The organism is Bradyrhizobium stylosanthis (genome assembly GCF_001641335.1).
Classification (GTDB): domain Bacteria; phylum Pseudomonadota; class Alphaproteobacteria; order Rhizobiales; family Xanthobacteraceae; genus Bradyrhizobium; species Bradyrhizobium stylosanthis.
This window is the reverse complement of the sequence record NZ_LVEM01000011.1, coordinates 29,606-47,130: the sequence shown is the minus strand read 5'-3', so window position 1 is coordinate 47,130 and position 17,525 is coordinate 29,606. Positions and strand designations below refer to the sequence as shown.

Below are 17,525 nucleotides of genomic sequence, written 5' to 3'. Positions count from 1 at the left end.
GCAGGCTGGAGCTATATGGCGACCGGCTGACAGTTCGACAGTTTACACCGCGTCTGCCGGCACAAAACAGCTGATGATGATGTTGCCGCGGTGATGCACGTACCACACGACGGCCTGGCCGACCGGATTGCCGCGATCGCGGATGATGGCCCGCTCGGGTACAGCCATCCACTGTCCTTCAATCGGGACCCAATAGGTGCCGTCACGATAATCATACTCGGTACGATGACCATCCGAGATGTCGCAGCACGGCACGCCGTTCGGCGCGGTCACGGATTTGAACCATGCGCGGATGTCAGGCGGGACGTTGTCGTATTGTCCACGGTCGAAGGCGAGCGCCGTGCCATTCAGCGTAGAGACGAACACCCAGAGAGCGACCTGCACGAGCTGTCGCATCCGATCCTCCACTGCCTGTCTTATGTCTTACGCACCGTTGGTGAGCACGATTCGACGTTAGCGTGATTAAGCCTGAGCTCAGCCGCTGTTGCATGCTCAAAAAGTGAGCGTTCCAGGGGGCGGGGATGGTGCGACGCAAAACTGGCGCTTGGCTTCGCTCCGCGGTCAGGCAGTGTGTCTGACAACCTCAGATCAGATCAACGGAATGCGTTTCTACGAATTGCGCCGGTTTGCGTTGACCGCGATCGCCGCCGCCGCCGTGCGGTTCTCGACGCCGAGCTTGGCATAGATCTGCTCGAGATGCTTGTCGACGGTGCGTGGAGAGAGGCCCAGGATCTGCGCGATGTCGCGATTGGTTTTGCCTTTCGCCAGCCAGGACAGCACTTCGCTCTCACGTGTCGTCAACCCGAGCTCACGCGGGAATTCCGCCGGCGAGTCTGTGCCTGTGTCCTTTGCCAGCCGCAGCAATAGTTCGTTCGGGCCGAGCTTGCCCACATATTGCAGCCGAAGCTGCTCGTTGGCGGTAGACGACGCCATCGCGACAGTCTTCGAGGCGGCTTTGCCTTTCTGGATCTGATCGATCCATTGCGGTATCGGGTCGGGCAGAACCAGGTTATCGTCGGCATCGACCGCGAGGGCATCCGCCAGCAGCTTCTGCGCCTGCGGCGTGGCCCACTTGATCTTGCCGGCATCGTTCACCGCGAGCAGATAGCGGCCGGAGACGTCGTGCGCTGCGCGCGCACTCTGGGTCAGCCGCGCGTTGGCAAGGTGGACGCGAATGCGTGCCAGTATCTCCTCAATCGCGATCGGCTTGGTGACATAGTCGACGCCGCCGGCTTCGAGCCCGCGCACGATGTGCTCGGTCTCGGCCAGGCCGGTCATGAAGATGATCGGCACGCCGTCGAGGCCGGCATCGCGCTTGAGCCGCTTGCAGGTCTCGAACCCGTCCATGCCTGGCATCACCGCATCAAGCAGCACGATGTCTGGCGTGATCTGGTCGACGATCCGCATCGCGGATAAGCCATCGAGTGCGACCATCACGGTCATGCCTGCGCCATCGAGTGCATCGGTCAGGAGCCGGAGCGTCTCGGGAGAATCGTCGACGACGAGGGCGACGTCGCGTTTTTTGGGGTCAGTGATCATAGCTGTGCAGGGTTTTCAGCGTCGCCATGTATTGGTCGAGATCGAAACGGTCGAGCAGTGCGCGCATATGGGTGACGAAGTCGGCGTGCTCCGGCAGCTCGGTGCCGATTTCGTCGAGCTTGAGCTGGATCGCCCGGACATAGCCGAGCCGGCCAAGATCGATCAGCTCTTCGACATATTTCCCCGGAGGCCGCGAGCCGCTCTCCGGTTTCCACAGCGGCGCCGGCGCCTGCTCGGCGTCGTACTGCCAGTCGAGCTTGAGCAATTGGCGGATGGTTTCCAGCAGCCGCGGGATGTCGATCGGCTTCATCAGATAGCCGTCGTGGAACGGCTGTGCCAGCGGCGCGCCATGCGCTTCGAGCGCGCTTGCCGACACCATCAGGATGCGCGCGGTGTGATGGCCGTTGGCGCGCAAGGTCTCTGCCACCGTCCAGCCGTCCATGCCCGCCATGGAGATATCGAGCAGGAACAGGTCGGGCCGGCAGTGCTGCGCCAGCGCGAGGCAGCCGGGACCATCGGGGGCGCTGAGCAGGATGAAGCCGAGCGGCGCCAGCACCTCGCGCAGGAGATCGCGATGCGTCGGGTCATCGTCGGTGATCAGGATCGTCTTGCGCGGGCCGAGATAGCCGTAGATCGGCGCCTCCACCGGTGCATCGCGCCGGGGATTGGTGACCTCGGAGAGCAGGAGCTTCACGCGGAAGGTCGCGCCGGTCCCGACCGTGCTCGTCACCTTGATGTCGCCGCCCATCACGCCCGCGAGCAGGCGGCTGATCGTGAGACCCAGGCCGGTACCGGTCTGCGGCTGCGCCACGCCGAGCGCGCCGCGCTCGAAGGGGGCGAAGATGCGTTCGAGATCGTCCTGCCGGATGCCGGGGCCGGTATCGACGACCTCGAATTCGGCGACGGGGCTGCGATAATGCACGACGAACTTGACGCTGCCGGTCTGCGTGAACTTGATCGCGTTCGACAGCAGATTGATCAGGATCTGCCGCAACCGCTTCTCATCCGCATAGACCACGACCGGCAGAATCGCCGGCCGCTTGAACATGAAGTCGATGCCCTTGGCTGCAGCCTGCAGGCGGAACATGCCGACGAGCTGATCGAGGAAATCGTTGAGGCGAACCTCGTCACGGGAGAGGTAGAGCCGTCCGGCCTCGATCTTGGAGATGTCGAGGATGCCGTCGATCAATCCCGACAGATGATCCGCGCTGCGGCGGACCACGCGAACCTGATCGCGCGGCCGCGCCTGCAGACTGTTGTCCTGCTCGAGCAACTGCGCATAGCCGGAGATCGCGTTCAGCGGGGAGCGAAGCTCGTGGCTCAGTCCGACCACATAACGGCTCTTGGCGAGGTTGGCGGACTCCGCGACCTCCTTGGCGCGCTGCAATTCGGCGTCGGTGCGCTTGTGCGCGTCGATCTCCTGGATCAGCAGCGTGGTCTGTCGCCGCGTTTCCTCCTCCGCTGCGCGACGGCTCTGCTGCGCAAGCACGAAAAGCCAGGCAACGACTCCGATGATGATGATCAGCGAGAAGAACACTTTCCATAGCACGTCAGCCAGCAGTGCGTCGGCATGCACGGTCGCTGAGGTCTGCAGGTACACCAGTCCGAGCACGAGCCCTACGAGCCCGGCCGAGACAGCGAATACGCCGATATACTGGCCGAACTGCGAGTTGATCCGGGTATGGATCGTCTCGGGCAGCATCTTGCCGAGGGCTTCCGACACCTGTGCACCGGCCCGAGCGTGCGGCTTGCAGAGGTCATGACAGCGGGCGTCGAGCGAGCAACACAGCGAGCAGATTGGTCCGGCATAGGCGGGGCATGATGCCATGTCCTCTGGCTCGAACGAATGCTCGCAGATACAGCATTGGATGGCCTCGACGTTCTGCCAGCCCCGCTTCGGCTTCCGGGCGATGTAGTACTTGCCGCCGGTGGCCCAAGCGATGAGCGGCGCGGAGACGAAGGCGGCTGCGAGGGCGACGAAGGCCGACAGCGCCTTCGCTGTCGGGCCAAACACGCCATAGAACGCGCTGATCGAGGCAATGGTCGCGATCGTCATGGCGCCGACGCCGACCGGGTTGATGTCGTAGAGATGGGCGCGCTTGAACTCGATTTGCGGTGGACGCAGGCCAAGCGGCTTGTTGATGACGAGATCGGCGACCAGAGCGCCGACCCATGCGATCGCAACGTTGGAGTAGAGCGCCAGTGTCTGCTCGAGCGCCTTGTAGACACCGATTTCCATCAGGAGCAGCGCCACCACGACGTTGAACACGAGCCAGACCACGCGACCGGGATGGCTGTGCGTCAATCGTGAGAAGAAGTTCGACCAGGCGATCGAGCCGGCATAGGCGTTGGTGACGTTGATCTTGACTTGCGACAGGATCACGAAAGTGCCGGTCAGCGCCAGCGCGAGGTCCGGCTGTGACAGCACATAGCGAAAGGCTTCGAGATACATGTTGGCCGGCTCGGCAGCCTGTTCGAGCCCGACGCCATGGCTCAGCGCGAAATAGGCCAGGAAGGAGCCGACCAGCAATTTGAGCGCGCCGAAAACGATCCAGCCGGGGCCGGCGCTGAGCAGGGCGATCCACCAGGAGGTTCGAGAGGTACGGCGGTCGCGCGGCAGGAAGCGCAGGAAGTCGACCTGCTCGCCGATCTGCGCCACCAGCGAGAACACCACCGACGCTGCGGTACCGAACAGCAGGAGATCGAGATGCCCGTTGGGATCGCCATGCTCGCCGGCGAATGTCCGCCACTCTGTAAACGAATGCGGATTGGCCCAGGCGATCGCCAGGAAGGGGAGCACGTGCAGGACGATCCAGATCGGCTGTGTCCACAGCTGGAAGCGGCTGATCAGGGTAATCCCGTGGGTGACCAGGGGGATGATGACGATGGCGCTGATGAGATAGCCGAGCGGGCGGGGGATTCCGAAGCACAGCTCCAGCGCCGCGGCCAGAATGACCGCCTCAAACGCGAAGAAGATGAACGTGAAGGACGCGTAGATCAGCGAGGTAATGGTCGAGCCGATATAGCCGAAACCGGCGCCTCGGGTCAGCAGGTCGATATCGGTGCCGCATTTTGCGGCATAATAGGCAATCGGCAGGCCACAGAGGAAGATGATGACGCTGACCACCAGAATGGCGGCGATTGCGTTGGAGGCGCCGTAGTTCAGCGTGATGGTGCCGCCGATCGCTTCCAGCGCCAGAAATGAGATCGCACCAAGTGCGGTGTTGGCGACACGGGCGGCGGACCAGCGCCGTGCGCTCTTGGCGGTGAAGCGCAGCGCGTAGTCTTCCAGCGTCTGGTTGGCGACCCATTGGTTGTACTGGCGCCTGACGCGGTCTATTCGCTGCCGCCCTGCCACTCGAACCCCACTTCCGAAACTGTCGCCGGATCCCTCGCAAATCCCGTACCAAAAGCCTACGTCGGTATTTTGCGGTGCAGTATACGCGATCTTGCGTATGCTTGCGCTGCACAAATTCGAGCCATCCTCACGGCACCAATCGCGTGTCCTCGAACAAAAAGTGGGGTGCTCATGTCAGACGAAGCCAACAAGGGCCTATTGTCGCCGCTCCGGCGCAAATTATTGATGGGAATGGCGGCCGTGCCGGCCGTCACCATGCTGCCGCGGGCGTCCTTCGCCCAGGCCCCGGCGACCTCGGCGGTCAACACCACGGGTCTTGCGGTCACCGACACCGAAGTGACGGTCGGTATCCTGCATTCGGCGACCGGTACCATGGCGATCTCCGAGACCGGGTCGATCGAGGCCGAAAAGCTCGCCATCGAGCAGATCAACGCCGCCGGCGGCGTGCTCGGGCGCAAGATCAAGTTCATCCAGGAAGACGGCGCCTCCGATTGGCCGACCTTTGCGGAAAAAGCCAAGAAGCTCCTCGTCAACGACAAGGTCGCGGCGATCATGGGTTGCTGGACTTCGGCCTCGCGCAAGGCGGTGCTGCCCGTGATGGAGCAGTACAACGGCATGCTCTACTACCCGACCTTCTATGAAGGTCTCGAGCAGTCCAAGAACGTGATCTACACCGGCCAGGAAGCCACCCAGCAGATCCTCGCCGGCCTGAACTGGATCGCCAAGGAGAAGGGCGCCAAATCGTTCTTCTTCATCGGCTCCGACTACATCTGGCCGCGGACCTCGAACAAGATCGCGCGCAAGCATGTCGAGAACGTGCTGAAGGGCAAGGTCGTCGGCGAGGAGTACTACGCGCTCGGCTCGACCCAGTTCAACTCGGTCATCAACAAGATCAAGCTGACCAAGCCTGACGTGATCTTCACCGACGTCGTCGGCGGCTCCAATGTCGCCTTCTACAAGCAGCTGAAGGCTGCCGGTATCGACCTCTCCAAGCAGCCGCTGCTGACGATTTCGGTGACCGAGGACGAGATCGACGGCATCGGCGGCGAGAACATTGCGGGCGCCTATGCCTGCATGAAGTACTTCCAGTCGCTCGACAATCCCAACAACAAGGCGTTCGTGCCGGCCTTCAAGAAGGCATGGGGCGAAAAGACCGTGATCGGAGACGTCACCCAGGCTGCCTATCTCGGCCCGTGGCTGTGGAAGCTGACGGTCGAGAAGGCGGGCTCGTTCGACGTCGACAAGATCGCGGCGGCCTCGCCCGGCGTCGAGTTCAAGGGCGCGCCGGAAGGCTATGTGCGCATCCACGAGAACCATCATCTCTGGTCGAAGACCCGCGTCGGTCGCGCCAAGCTCGATGGCCAGTTCGAGCTGATCTACGAGACCGCAGATCTGGTCGAGCCGGACCCGTTCCCGAAGGGCTACCAGTAAACGCGCGGAATTTCCCGCAAGCTTCCCCAGCAAGAGCTCCCTGGCGTGGATTGCAAGTCCATGCCCACGACCCCCGCGTCGCGATGTCAATCGCGACGCGGGACCCTCGGACGCGGGACGCTGTTCCCCGGACGCGCGACGCTGTCCCCTCGACGGAGAAACCAGATGTTCGGCGACTATTCGATTGGCGACCTCGGCTCGATCTTCGTCATGCAAGGCTTTGCCGGCCTGATCCTGTTTTCCGTCTACGTGCTGATGGCGCTCGGGCTCGCGATCATCTTCGGCCAGATGGGCGTCATCAACATGGCCCATGGCGAGTTCATGATCCTGGGCGCCTACGTGACCTGGATGACGTCGAACTTCTTCCAGTCCTATCTGCCCAGCCTGTTCAGCGGCTACTTCTTCCTCGCCATGATATTGGCCTTCCTGGCCTCCGGCGCGCTCGGAATGCTGGTCGAATGGGTGTTGATCCGGCACCTCTACAAGCGCCCGCTCGACACGCTGCTTGCGACCTGGGGCCTGAGCCTGATGTTGCAGCAGGCCTATCGCTCGATCTTCGGCGCGCGCGAGGTCGGCGTCGAGCTGCCGCAATGGATGCTCGGCTCGCTGCACGTCACCGACTCGATCGAGGTGCCGATCAACGGCGTCTTCGTGATGGGCCTGACGGTGCTGATTACGATCGGCGTCGCCTACATCATGTTCCGTTCGCGCTGGGGCCGCCAGGTCCGCGCCGTCGTGCAGAACCGCATCATGGCGGGCGCCGTCGGCATCAACACGGCCAAGGTCGACCGCTACACCTTTGCACTCGGCTGCGGCATCGCCGGCGTCGCAGGCAGCGCCTTCACCATGATCGGCTCGACCGGGCCGACGTCGGGGCAGCTCTATATCGTCGATACCTTCCTGGTCGTGGTGTTCGGCGGCGCCGCCAGCCTGCTCGGCACCATCGCCTCCGCCTTCTCGATCTCGCAGACCCAGTCGACGCTCGAGTTCTTCATGTCGGGCTCGATGGCGAAGGTGCTGACGCTGCTCGCGGTGGTCGGAATTCTGATGCTGCGGCCGCAGGGGCTGTTTGCCCTCAAAGTCCGCAAATAAACGGAAGTGCAGGGGGCTAGACTCATGAACGACAGTCGTTTTGCCACGCGATCTGAGTTGATCGGCATCCTGGTGCTCGCGGTCTTTCTGGTCGTGATCCTGCCGCTCTGCCTCGACGTCTTTCGCCTCAACCTGGTCGCCAAATATCTCACCTACGCCTTCGTGGCGCTGGGGCTGGTGATCTGCTGGGGGTACGGCGGCATCCTGAGCCTGGGGCAGGGCGTATTCTTCGGCCTCGGCGGCTACTGCATGGCGATGTTCCTTAAGCTCGAGGCGTCGAGCGTCGAGAACACCAAGATCCAGTCGACGCCGGGCATTCCTGACTTCATGGACTGGAATCAGATCACCGCGCTGCCGTTCTTCTGGAAGCCGTTCCACAGCCTGACCTTCACCATCCTCGCCGTCATCCTGGTGCCGGGCATCTTCGCCCTGATCATCGGCGCTGCGATGTTCAAGCGCCGCGTCGGCGGCACCTACTTTGCGATCATCACGCAGGCGGTCGCTGCGATCCTGACCATCCTGATCGTCGGGCAGCAGGGCTACACCGGCGGCATCAATGGCATGACCGATCTGCGCACCCTGAAGGGATGGGATATCCGTCCCGACCACGCCAAGGTCGTGCTCTACTTCTTTGAGGTCGGCCTGCTGTTTGCCTGCATCTGCATCGCCCAGCTGGTGCGTCACTCCAAGCTCGGACGGATCCTGGTGGCGATGCGCGACCAGGAGGACCGGGTTCGGTTCTCCGGCTACAGCGTCGCCAATTTCAAGATCTTCGCCTTTTGCATCGCCGCGATCTTTGCCGCGATCGGTGGCGCCATGTTTGCGCTCAATGTCGGCTTCATGTCTCCGTCCTTCGTCGGCATCGTGCCGTCGATCGAGATGGTGATCTACACCGCCGTCGGTGGCCGGCTCTCGATCCTCGGCGCGGTCTACGGCACTCTTCTGGTCAACTTCGCCAAGACCAGTCTCTCCGAGTCCTTTCCCGAGCTCTGGCTGTTCGGCCTGGGCGGTCTGTTCATCGCCGTGGTGCTCGCCTTCCCGAACGGCCTTGCCGGCATCTGGGGAGATTACGTCCAGCCGCGCATCGGCAAGCTGATGGGCACACGCAAGCCGAAGGCTGGCTGGACCGACAATTCGGTCGCCGACGGCGCACCGGCAGAGTGAGGAGGATTTCATGCTCGTCGGACATCAGCCCAAGCCCTTCCTGCTCTCGGTCGAAGGTCTCACCGTCTCCTTCGACGGCTTCAAGGCGGTCAACGATCTCTCCTTCTACGTCGAGGAGAACGAGATCCGCGTCATCATCGGCCCCAACGGGGCGGGCAAGACCACCGTGCTCGACCTCATCTGCGGAAAGACCAAGGCGACGTCAGGCTCGATCGAATTCCGCGGCAAGGACCTGACCAAGCTGAAGGAGAACCAGATCGTCAAGGCCGGCGTTGGCCGCAAGTTCCAGACACCCTCGATCTACGACGACCTCACGGTGTTCGAGAATTTGGAGATCTCCTATCCGCGCGGCCGCACCGTGTTCGGCGCGCTCACCTTCACGCGCGATGCTGCCGTGCGCGACCGCGTCCATGAAGTGGCCGAAATGATCTTCCTGAAGGACCGTCTCAACATGAGCGCGGCGCTGCTCAGCCACGGTCAGAAACAGTGGCTCGAGATCGGCATGCTGCTGATCCAGGACCCGGACCTGCTGATGCTCGATGAGCCCGTCGCCGGCATGAGCGTCTCCGAGCGCGCCAAGACCGCGGAGCTGCTCAACCGTATCATCAAGGACCGCTCGGTGCTGGTGATCGAGCACGACATGAAGTTCGTGGAGGACATTGCCCACAAGGTCACCGTGCTGCACCAGGGCCAGATCCTCTCCGAGGGCACCATGGAGAAGGTGAAGAACGATCCGAAGGTCATTGAAGTGTACCTCGGTCACTGAGGAGCGACATCCATGCTGACAATCAATGATCTCCACGTCGCCTATGGCCAGAGCGAGGTGTTGCACGGCCTCAATGTGCAGGTCGCGCCCAACGAGATCGTCGCGATCATGGGCCGCAACGGCATGGGCAAGACCACGCTGATGAAGTCGCTGATGGGCATCGTGCCGACGAAGAGCGGCAAGGTGACCATGGACGGCACCGAGCTCGGCTCGCTGCCGAGCTACGACCGGGTGGCAAAAGGCCTCGCCTATGTGCCGCAGGGTCGCATGATCTTCTCGGCCATGACGGTGAAGGAGAACATCGAGACCGGCCTCGTCGTCTCCGGCGGCTCGGAAGTGCCCGCTGACATCTACGAGCTGTTTCCGGTACTGCTGGAGATGAAGGGCCGCCGCGGCGGCAATCTCTCAGGCGGGCAACAGCAGCAGCTTGCCATCGCTCGGGCACTCGCCACCAAGCCGAAGGTGCTGCTGCTGGACGAGCCGACCGAGGGCATCCAGCCGTCGATCATCAAGGAGATGGCGCGTACGCTGAAGCGCATCCGCGACGAGCGGGGGCTCTCGATCGTCGTCTCGGAGCAGGTCCTGAGCTTCGCGCTCGACATCGCCGACCGCGTGCTCGTCATCGAGAACGGCGAGATCGTGCGTGACGATCCGCGCGACAGCGTCGATGCCGCGCAGATCTCGAAATTCCTGTCCGTTTAACCGCGTAAACCAAGGGGAGCATCTCGATGCCAGATACATTGATCAAGGTCGATCTCACCAAGTCGGCCTATGAAAACGACAAGATCCACAACCGTTGGCATCCGGAGGTTCCAATCGTCGAGTGGGTCAGCCCCGGCGACGACTTCATCATCGAAACCGTCGACTGGACCGGCGGCTTCATCAAGAACAACGACTCGGCCGACGACGTGCGCGATATCGACCTGTCGATCGTGCACTTCCTGTCCGGCCCGATCGGCGTCAAGGGTGCCGAGCCCGGCGACTTGCTGGTTGTCGATCTGCTCGACGTCGGCCCTCTCAAGGAGAGCCTGTGGGGCTTCAACGGCTTCTTCTCCAAGCAGAACGGCGGCGGCTTCCTGACTGATCACTTCCCGCTGGCGCAGAAGTCGATCTGGGACATCAAGGGCCTTTACACGTCGTCGCGCCATGTGCCCGGCGTCAACTTCGCCGGCCTGATCCACCCCGGTCTGATCGGCTGCCTGCCGGATGCCAAGATGCTCGCGGCCTGGAACGCGCGCGAAGCTGAGTTGATCGCGACCAACCCGACCCGGGTCCCGGGCCTTGCCAATCCGCCGTTCGCGCCGACCGCCCATGCCGGCCAGGCCAAGGGTGACGTCAAGGCCAAGATCGGCCTCGAAGGCGCCCGCACGGTGCCGCCGCGCGAGCATGGCGGCAATTGCGACATCAAGGATCTGTCGCGCGGCTCGAAGATCTATTTCCCGGTCTATGTGCCCGGCGGCGGCCTCTCGATGGGCGATCTGCACTTCAGCCAGGGCGACGGCGAGATCACCTTCTGCGGCGCCATCGAAATGGCCGGCTGGCTGCACATCAAGGTCGACGTCATCAAGGACGGCGTGGCGAAATACGGCATCAAGAATCCCGTGTTCAAGCCGTCGCCGATCACGCCGAACTACAAGGACTATCTGATCTTCGAGGGTATCTCGGTCGACGAGGCCGGCAAGCAGCATTACCTCGACGTCCACATTGCCTACCGCCAGGCCTGCCTCAACGCGATCGAGTATCTGAAGAAGTTCGGCTACTCCGGCGCCCAGGCTTATTCGATTCTGGGCACCGCACCGTGCCAGGGCCACATCTCCGGTGTGGTCGACGTGCCGAACGCCTGCGCGACGCTGTGGTTGCCGACGGAGATATTCGACTTCGACGTGATGCCGTCGTCGGCAGGGCCGATCAAGCACATCACGGGCGACATCCAGATGCCGATCTCGCCCGACAAGTAGCGCCTGCGCAAAATGGATGCGGGGCGGTGCGCCCCGTATCCGACGTGCAATAGCGAAGGGAGCGACGATGCCTGTCTATGAATATCTCTGCAATGATTGCGGCCCGTTCACCGACATGCGGCCGATGGCCGAATGCGACGACCCGCAGGACTGTCCACGCTGTGAGATGGAATCGCAGCGCGTAATCCTGACCGCGCCGGCGTTCTTCTGCATGCCCAGTGACAAGCGCAAGGCGCACGCGACCAACGAGAGCAGCAAGCATGCGCCGAAGACGCTCGATCAATACAAGGCCGCGCATGGTCCGGGCTGCGGCTGCTGCGGGACCGGAACGAAGAAGAAACCGGGGCGGCTCGTGACCAAGAGCAAGAGCGGTGCCGTCGGCTTTCCGACTGCGCGGCCCTGGATGATCAGCCACTGACGCAGCCGACTGAAAGACAAAGAACCAGAAATAGAAGGGCGTTCCAAATGCTTCACGGTGACATCTCCTCCAGCAACGACGTGGTCGGAGTCGCGGTCGTCAATTACAAGATGCCGCGGCTACACACCAAGGCCGAGGTGCTCGACAACGCCCGCAAGATTGCCGACATGGTCGTCGGCATGAAGCTCGGTCTGCCCGGTATGGATCTCGTGATCTTCCCGGAATATTCCACCCACGGCATCATGTACGACTCCAAGGAGATGTACGAGACCGCCTCGCAGGTGCCGGGCGAGGAGACAGCGATTTTCGCCGAAGCCTGCCGCAAGGCCAAGGTGTGGGGCGTGTTCTCGCTGACCGGCGAGCGTCACGAGGAACATCCGCACAAGGCGCCCTACAACACGCTGATCCTGATGAACGACAAGGGCGAGATCGTGCAGAAATATCGCAAGATCATGCCCTGGGTGCCGATCGAGGGTTGGTACCCCGGCAAATGCACCTATGTCTCCGACGGCCCGAAGGGGCTGAAGGTCAGCCTGATCATCTGCGACGACGGCAATTATCCGGAGATCTGGCGCGATTGCGCGATGAAGGGCGCGGAGCTGATCGTGCGCTGCCAGGGCTACATGTATCCGGCCAAGGAGCAGCAGGTGATGATCTCCAAGGCGATGGCCTGGGCCAACAACGTCTATGTCGCGGTCGCCAATGCCGCGGGCTTCGACGGCGTCTACTCCTATTTCGGCCACTCCGCGATCGTCGGCTTCGACGGACGCACCCTGGGCGAGACCGGCGAGGAGGAATACGGGATCCAGTACGCCGGCCTGTCGAAGAGCCTGATCCGCGATGCCCGCCGCAACAATCAGTCGCAGAACCATCTCTTCAAGCTGCTGCACCGCGGTTACACCGGTATGATCAATTCCGGCGAGGGCGCAAAGGGCCTCGCGGCCTGTCCCTATGACTTCTACACCAAGTGGATAGCCGATCCCGAAGGGACGCGCGACATGGTCGAGGCGCTGACGCGCCCGATGGTCGGCACCGAGGAATGCCCGATCGACGGCATTCCGAACGAGAAGTCCGGGACGAACTATTAGATCGTCCTGCGGGGCCTCGGCTAGGCGGCGACCGGGGGGCGCCGCTTAGCCGCTTTCGCTGTGTCGCACGCCAGCCATTGGGCCGGCAACGCGGGCTTCAATTGGACATCAGCTTCTCGAAGACCGGCGCCGGGTCATCGACCTCGGCAAGCCGCTTGCCGGTGATGACCCAAATTCGTGTCGCCACGGCCTGGACAAAGGCTCGATCGTGGCTGACCAGAAGGCAGGCCGCACCGTGTTCGATCAGCTCGCTCTCCAGCATGTCCTGGCCCTCGATATCGAGATGATTGGTTGGCTCGTCCAGCAGATAGAAATTCGGCTGCGCCAGCCGTAGAAGCAGCATTGCAAGCCGCGCTCGCTGGCCCCCCGAGAGACGCGTGAGGGGTGCGGTTTGGGCGTCGATGCCGACCCCGGCGCTTGCGAGCTGGGAACGCGTCAGATGATCCGGAAGATTGCTCAGACGCTTGACCGCCTCCCAAGGCGTCGCAAACGCGTCGAGCTGGGACAGCGCCTGATCGGAGTATCCCAGCTTGAGGCTCGTCGCCCCTCGCATGTCCGGATCCGATCCCGTGAGGGCTGCCCGTAACCTTTCGACCAGCCTCGTCTTGCCGGTGCCGTTGGCCCCGAGCAGAACGACCCGGTCCCCGTTCTCGATCCAGCTCGGTCCGATACGGAACAGGAGTCTCCCGTCCGGCGTGGTGATCGCCGTATCGCTGATCGTTACCAGCGCCTTGGCGTGGCTGCCACTATTGGTCAGGCGGATCGTTCCTGCCGAGCGCTCCAGATGAGCTGGTCGGGCGCGCTCTTCGAGCTTGTCGGCCCGCTCGGAGAGCTGCTTGGTCTTCACCACCAGCAGGTCGGACCCGGAATTGATTCCGATGTTCTTGAGCTTCGCCGCTTGCTGCCGGAGCGCCTTGACCTTGCGCATATCGTTCTCGAACCGCCTTTCTCGCGCAGCGTCGCGTTCTTCCAATGCCTGCACGGCGCGAGAATAGGGCAGGGCGAAATCGGCGCTTTCCTGCGGGCGCAGGAATAGCGTGCGGTTGGTCACGTCATCGAGAAAAGCCCGGTCATGGCTCGCCGTGACCACGGCGCAGTCGCGCGGCAAGGCGGCGAGAAACGTCTCGAGCACACCGATCCGACCGATGTCGAGATGGTTTGTCGGCTCATCCAGCAGGAGTAGATCTGGCTCGATCACGGCGGCTCGCGCCAGGAGCATTGTCCGCTGCCAGCCGCCGGACAGGCCGCGAACGGCGCGGCCCCTTGTGGACTCCTCCACCGCGAGATCATCGAGCAGGACATCGACGCGCCAGCTCTCAGTCTCGGCAACCTCGGGCGCGAGAGCATCGCGCACGGCGTCATAGAAGCTGAGGGATTGGAGCCGTTCGGGTGGATCTTGTGGGGCGACCGCGACGACCAGCCCGCGCAAGCGGGTGACGGTTCCGGTCGTTGCATCGTCCTCGCCCGCCAAAATACGAAGCAGGGACGACTTGCCGCGTCCATTGGCGGCGACAAGGCCAAGGCGATCGCCTTTGGCGATCGAAAAGCTCAGTCCGGTAAAGAGCTGCTCGGTTCGAGTCAGGGAAGCGTCTTTGATGGCGATCAGGGTCATTGCAGTCTCATGAAGTCAGTGAGCGCGACAAAACGCGCAGAAGCGGCTGACAACGAGACGGCGATGCGCTCCCTGGTCAGCCCCGCGAGATCAGACGCGGGGCGGAGACAGGTCCGCGGGTTGGATTCTGAAAGGTGAAACAGGTCACTGGTTCTTGCACGCCTTCAACCCCAGGATATGAAATATTAACGACTCAATCGGGGTGACGCAAGGCGAACGTCCTTGCAGCCGATGATGTTCGCTTCGTCATGTCGCTGTCAGGCCGTTCGATGCGGCCAATCCTTCCCTCCAACGGCTCGGCTTCGGCGCTGCCGCGATTGAAGGGCTGCAGGGTAGCGGTGCTCTCTCGAAAGCAAGGCACCACGCCAAATGGTAAGCTGGAGGCGAACTCAACGTGGACGTTGGTCTGGAGACAGAAGCATCTGTCGCTCGCCTTGGCGCGTGAGGTGGTTGGCTGCATATGCCTGCGAGGATTACCCCACATCGCTCGGGCCGAGCTGACGTTCAGTGCCTCACAAGAGATCCAGATCAAGTTTCCTGGTGCACGGAAAAATCCAAACGCGAGAATGCGCGCGCGATGGCGGATTTCGTTTTGTTGCCAAATCAGTTTCTTATCGCGAGCGAATTAATTGACTCCGATCTTGCGCCGAAGGTGGTCATCGATCGCAAGGAGTCTCCGCGTCGATCGCCGACACTCTCCGCGTGTGAGAATCTTTCTGAAAATTTCCGAATGCATCTTGCTCTCTTTCCGCGGTTGCGACATTCTGACTTCGCACACGCAGGTAGAGGCAGTGAGGGAAGTTGATCGGCTTGGAATGAATGTTTCTCTCTCCCTCTCTCTCGCACATGTAGCGGCCGCGATCGGATAGCGATACTCGCCCGGCCGCTCCTGCGGGCTTCTAAAACAATCAAAAGCAGAAATCTCGAGTCAGCTGGTGCTGACGCGCGGACGCTCGACTGCGTCCAGGTTCGCTCAAGGTTGTTGCAGGATGATCCGGCGCGGGGCGCGAGCGAAATGCGATAGCTGGTCAGCGTTCAGGCGCCCCTACGTCATCTCATCGACGATGGGTCACATCGTAATGTATGTTGAAGGACCGTCAGGTTTTGTGTCGTTCGAGGCCGGTCTTGCGCACCATCGCGCAGGCCGCCTTGCGCAGGCCGAGACGATCTATCGGCGCATCCTGGCATCCGAACCGAATCATGCGGATAGCATTCACCTCCTGGGGGTCGCGTCGTTCCAGGCTGGTGACGCCGCGAGGGCGCTTGAGCTCATCATCCGTGCCGTCAGGCTCCAGCCGGGCAACAGCGTCTATCACGGCAACATGGCGGCCGTTCTGCGCGCGCTCGGACGGCTGGACGAGGCCATCGCGAGCTACCGGGACGCGTTGTTCTACAAGCCCGACAATCCGGATGCGCAGAACCAGCTTGCCATCCTGCTCGGTGAACGCGGCGACCTCGCGGGGGAAGAAGCGCATTACCGCTTCGTGCTGCGTTATGCGCCTGATCATGTCGACGCCCGCTTCAATCTCGCCAACCTGCTGGTGAAGCGAAAGCATTTCGACGAGGCGATCAACGAATTCCGCCAGTTGCTGCTGCAGAAGCCGGATCATGCGGCGGCTCATAGCAATCTCGGCGCCGTGCTGTTCGATCTCCGCGCCTTCGAGGAGAGCGAGCGCTGCTATCGGGAGGCCTTGCGCCTCAATCCCACATTCGCGCAGGCCTACAACAATCTCGGCATTCTTCTCGCCGCCTTGGGGCGCCACGACGAAGCAGAGCTTAGCCTTCGCGAGGCCTGCAAGCTCAACCCGGGCTTCCCCGAGGCCTTGAACAATCTCGGCGATCTGCTGCGAGTCCGCGGGCGATCGGATGAGGCGGAAGCATGCTGCCGCGAGGCGTTGCGTCTGAAACCGGACTATGTTTCCGCGCAGCTCAACCTGGGCAACGCGCTTCGCGAGTCCGGCCGTTTTCAGGAAGCGGAGCCGTGCTATCGCACGGCGCTCGATCACAATCCGGTCTGGCCGGAGGCGCTGAACAATCTCGGCAGCCTGCTGTTCGATCTTGGACGGCCTGACGAAGCCGCCCGAAGCATCCGGACCGCGCTGGCGCAGAAGCCGGATTATCCCGACGCCCATACCAACCTGGCGATCACGCTGCTGCTCGATGGCCGGTTCGACGAGGGTTGGCGGGAATATGAGTGGCGTTGGAAGCAGGAGAAGAACAAGCCTCACCTGCGTGGCTTCAGCCAGCCGCTCTGGGACGGCGGAGACATCGGCGACCGGGTCCTGTTGCTGCATGCCGAGCAGGGTCTTGGCGACACGCTCCAGTTCTGCCGCTTCGTGCCGGACATCGCCGCAGGGCGGCGGGTCGTTCTCGAGGTGCAGCGGCCGCTGGTGCCGTTGCTGGCGGGGCTGCCGGGAATCGCGCGCATCGTCGCCCATGGTGATCCGCTGCCGGCATTCGATGTGCATTGCCCGCTGCTCAGCCTGCCGCTTGTGCTCGGCACCACCCTCGAAACCATACCGCGGAAGACGTCCTATCTCCGGGCCGATCCGCAGCGCGCGGCTGCCTGGCGCCAGCGGCTCGGACATCTCGACGGCCCGCGCGTCGGTCTCGTCTGGGCCGGCAATCAGGCGATGGGCGCCGATCGGCGCCGGTCTATCCCGCTCGAGCGATTTTCAGCGCTGGCGGACCTGCCGGGCGTGAGCTTCGTCTCGTTGCAGAAGGGGCCGGCGGCCGGCGAGCCGACGCCGCCCGGTCTGTCCTTGCACGATTGGACCGAGGATCTCCACGACTTCGGCGAGACCGCCGCGCTGGTCGAGGCGCTCGATCTGGTCGTCAGCGTCGATACCGCGGTGGTGCACCTTGCGGGCGCGCTCGGTCGGCCGGTCTGGTTGCTCAACCGCTTCGACCGCTGCTGGCGCTGGTTGCTGAACCGCGACGACAGCCCCTGGTACCCGACGCTGCGGCAATTCCGGCAGGCCGAGCCCGGCGACTGGGGCGGCGTGCTCCAGCATGTGCGCGCCGAGCTCCAGAAACTCAGTTTGACCCGAACCACCGTCCAGTGACCGCCACGCACCCAGATTTTGCAATTCAGGAAAT

13 protein-coding genes are annotated in these 17,525 nt (G+C 62.8%); 9 read left to right on the top strand and 4 right to left on the bottom strand.

All coding sequences use genetic code 11. The features are described 5' to 3' along the window. Positions 1-42 precede the first annotated feature (42 nt). The 3 genes from A7X65_RS39955 to A7X65_RS39945 all read right to left on the bottom strand — a co-directional run bounded on the left by A7X65_RS39955 (position 43) and on the right by A7X65_RS39945 (position 4,897). A complete protein-coding gene (locus tag A7X65_RS39955) occupies positions 43-396 on the bottom strand; it encodes a hypothetical protein (RefSeq protein ID WP_063694895.1) in 354 nt (117 codons plus the stop codon). Positions 397-609: 213 nt separating this feature from the next. After that, the gene (locus tag A7X65_RS39950) at positions 610-1,539 is read right to left on the bottom strand and encodes a response regulator transcription factor (RefSeq protein ID WP_063694894.1); all 930 of its coding nucleotides are present in this window, start codon (positions 1,537-1,539) and stop codon (positions 610-612) included. Next, complete coding sequence (locus A7X65_RS39945; RefSeq protein ID WP_063694893.1) at positions 1,529-4,897, bottom strand: hybrid sensor histidine kinase/response regulator; 3,369 nt, start codon at positions 4,895-4,897, stop codon at positions 1,529-1,531. Before A7X65_RS39945 ends, A7X65_RS39950 begins: the two co-directional genes overlap by 11 nt. Positions 4,898-5,068: 171 nt before the next feature. On the opposite strand from A7X65_RS39945, the gene urtA reads away from it, so the two are divergent. From urtA to A7X65_RS39905, 8 genes are all read left to right on the top strand, one after another. Next, positions 5,069-6,328, top strand: coding sequence for an urea ABC transporter substrate-binding protein (urtA, locus tag A7X65_RS39940; RefSeq protein ID WP_063694892.1), 1,260 nt, complete (start codon positions 5,069-5,071; stop codon positions 6,326-6,328). 165 nt (positions 6,329-6,493) lie between these two features. Beyond that, positions 6,494-7,420 (top strand): urea ABC transporter permease subunit UrtB, encoded by a 927-nt coding sequence (gene urtB / locus A7X65_RS39935; RefSeq protein WP_027557089.1) that lies wholly within the window; start codon positions 6,494-6,496, stop codon positions 7,418-7,420. 24 nt (positions 7,421-7,444) lie between these two features. Then, on the top strand, positions 7,445-8,584 hold the full coding sequence (gene urtC, locus A7X65_RS39930; RefSeq protein ID WP_063694891.1) for an urea ABC transporter permease subunit UrtC: 1,140 nt from the start codon (positions 7,445-7,447) through the stop codon (positions 8,582-8,584). 10 nt (positions 8,585-8,594) lie between these two features. Then, entirely contained in the window at positions 8,595-9,350 is a 756-nt protein-coding gene (gene urtD, locus A7X65_RS39925; RefSeq protein ID WP_063694890.1) for an urea ABC transporter ATP-binding protein UrtD, read from the top strand. A gap of 12 nt (positions 9,351-9,362) precedes the next feature. Then, complete coding sequence (gene urtE, locus A7X65_RS39920; protein WP_063694889.1) at positions 9,363-10,052, top strand: urea ABC transporter ATP-binding subunit UrtE; 690 nt, start codon at positions 9,363-9,365, stop codon at positions 10,050-10,052. Positions 10,053-10,078: 26 nt separating this feature from the next. Beyond that, entirely contained in the window at positions 10,079-11,308 is a 1,230-nt protein-coding gene (gene fmdA, locus A7X65_RS39915) for a formamidase (RefSeq protein ID WP_063694888.1), read from the top strand. A 67-nt stretch (positions 11,309-11,375) separates the two neighbouring features. Beyond that, complete coding sequence (locus tag A7X65_RS39910; protein WP_063694887.1) at positions 11,376-11,726, top strand: FmdB family zinc ribbon protein; 351 nt, start codon at positions 11,376-11,378, stop codon at positions 11,724-11,726. A 47-nt stretch (positions 11,727-11,773) separates the two neighbouring features. After that, positions 11,774-12,814, top strand: a complete 1,041-nt coding sequence (locus A7X65_RS39905) for an aliphatic amidase (RefSeq protein ID WP_063694886.1) — start codon at positions 11,774-11,776, stop codon at positions 12,812-12,814. A gap of 97 nt (positions 12,815-12,911) precedes the next feature. On the opposite strand, the gene A7X65_RS39900 is transcribed toward A7X65_RS39905, so the two are convergent. Then, positions 12,912-14,426: an ATP-binding cassette domain-containing protein gene (locus A7X65_RS39900; protein ID WP_063694885.1), complete on the bottom strand. Its 1,515-nt coding sequence runs from the start codon at positions 14,424-14,426 to the stop codon at positions 12,912-12,914. 1,079 nt (positions 14,427-15,505) lie between these two features. On the opposite strand from A7X65_RS39900, the gene A7X65_RS39895 reads away from it, so the two are divergent. Continuing rightward, on the top strand, positions 15,506-17,491 hold the full coding sequence (locus tag A7X65_RS39895) for a tetratricopeptide repeat protein (RefSeq protein ID WP_167358349.1): 1,986 nt from the start codon (positions 15,506-15,508) through the stop codon (positions 17,489-17,491). The last annotated feature ends 34 nt before the right edge of the window (positions 17,492-17,525 follow it).